This window comes from Candidatus Hodarchaeum mangrovi (genome assembly GCF_975850365.1).
Genome location: NZ_CDLCQJ010000079.1, coordinates 1 through 2,305, shown reverse-complemented (window position 1 = coordinate 2,305; position 2,305 = coordinate 1). Strand labels below are relative to the sequence as shown.

The following is a 2,305-nucleotide window of genomic DNA, read 5'->3' as shown; positions in this document are numbered from 1 at the left end:
CTAAAACATTACATACGAAAAATAGATCAGGAAAGAAATAAGATTAATGACCAAATTAAAGCTTGGAATAATCTTTCTAATAAAAATATTACTATTGGGGAAAGATTGAAACAATTGGAGATTCAAGAATATTTAACCCAAGCAATCGAAATCAGTACTCTTCATTCCCACGAATAAAGATGAGTAATGAATTTGATCTATCTATACTCAATCTCCAAGCTTAAGGGAAGATCTCTGGAGGAGTTTCCAATAAGTAGTTTAATTTGTCCAGGATCTACTACCCAATCGTGTGTCTGAACATCATAATATGCTAAATCTAGACCTAATACGTTTATTCGTACAATTTTTTTTTCATTTGGGTTCAAATAGACCTTTTCAAACCCTACAAGCTCCTTAATAGGGCGTTCAACCTTTGGAAATAAATGTGAAGCATAAACTTGAACTACTTCCGCTCCTGCTTTCTCTCCAACATTTTGGACTTCAATGGAAAGAGTTATTGTATCATCCAGTCCCTGTAATGCCTGTTTATTTGCTATGACAGATAGAAACTTGAATGTTGTATAGCTTAACCCAAATCCAAAAGGAAAAAGTGGTTCAATATCATATTTATCATAATGACGATACCCAACAAAGATACCTTCTTCATAGTATACCTTTTTCTCTGATAGATCTCCTGGGTAGGTTTTTTGTGATTTATGAGCAGGACTATCTGTTATAACCTTTGGGAAAGTCAGAGGAAGTTTTCCAGAAGGATTCACTTTTCCAAAGAGAATATTTGCTATCGCATTACCCGCTTCCATCCCTCCATACCATGCTTCAATCACAGCAGGAACCTCATCAATCCATTCACTCATACCAATCGGACTTCCATTGATTAAAATCACAATAGTATTTGGATTGAGTTTTATTGTCTCCTTAATTAATGTAATTTGGTCTTGAGGTAGTTCAAGCCTTACACGATCTGCTCCTTCTGAGTCATAACCGATTTCAATCTTTTCTTTCTTCTTTCGGCGTAGAGTACTAATGATAAATTCTCTCCTCCCTGATTCTTTATCATGATTTAATCCTAGAAATAATAAAACAATATCTGCTTCTTTAGGATCAGATATAATTTTTATCTTGTTACCACACATATTTTGAACCCCTTTAAGGGCTGTTATTTCATATGGTGGTTTTACTGCTGAACTACCCCCATAAAGCAACTTTCCAAACTTTTTATCCTTGTTTGGCCCTAGAACAGCAATTGAAGAAAGTTTTTCCAGTGTTAGGGGTAAAATATTATCATTCTTTAATAATACAATCCCCTCTTCTGCAATTAGTCTCGCTAAAATCTGATGATCTGGAGTGTTCCTTTCACCTCTTGATTCTGCTTTAGATTCCTCAAATAGTTCTGTTTTCCCCATAACCATTAAAAGCGGTCGTAGAACGTTATTTATCTGTTCTTCTGAAATGGTTCCTTTTAATAAGGCATTATTCACTAAATTATTTCTATATTTGTAAGCCATAGGCATTTCTAGGGAGAGTCCTGCCTCAAGACACTTCTCAGTGGTTAATTCATCATGCTTAGTAGCACCCCAATCTGAAACAATAAATCCATTAAATCCCCATTTATTAATTAGCACATCTCTAAGAAGGTAATGATGTTCACTACCATAAATTCCATTTACTTTGTTGTAACAAGTCATAATAGACCAAGGATCGGCATTTTTGACAATAGATTCAAATACTCGCAAATAAATTTCATGAAGGGTTCTCTCATCGATTTGCGCATCGATTTCCTTTCGAAAAGTTTCCTGGTTATTCGCTGCATAATGCTTGACACAGGCAGCGATTTTATTAGCTTGAACAGCCTTTACAAGAGGGATGACTAGTTCTTTAGTTAAAAAGGGATCTTCACTAAAATACTCGAATGTCCGACCATTAAACGGGGTTCGATCGATATTGATTCCAGGTGCTAATAGACAATGTCTCCCTACTGCTGCAACCTCTTTTGCTACACTTTCTCCAAATTTTCGAGTTAACTCTCTGTTCCATGTTGAAGCAAGGGCTTTTGTACATGGAAATCGAGTATTTTTGGCTAATCCACTTGAAAGCATTGAGACTCCTAATGGGCCATCAGTCATTCGAAACGGTGGTAATCCTAATCGGGGGATAGGAGCAGTGTTGAATATGCGATGACCAGACAATAATCGGATCTTTTCATCTAAAGTTAATCGTTTTAAAATATCTTTTATTCGGTCATCCAGAGGAAGGTTACTTTTCCTATAAGGTAGATGTTTAATTTCTTCTTTTGAGTAAAGAATCT

General features: G+C 35.6%; 1 protein-coding gene. It reads right to left on the bottom strand.

The genetic code is table 11. The features are described 5' to 3' along the window. Positions 1-197: 197 nt before the first annotated feature. The coding region (locus ACWVCY_RS07755; RefSeq protein ID WP_455141769.1) for a glycoside hydrolase family 3 C-terminal domain-containing protein at positions 198-2,305 on the bottom strand (2,108 nt) is incomplete at its 5' end.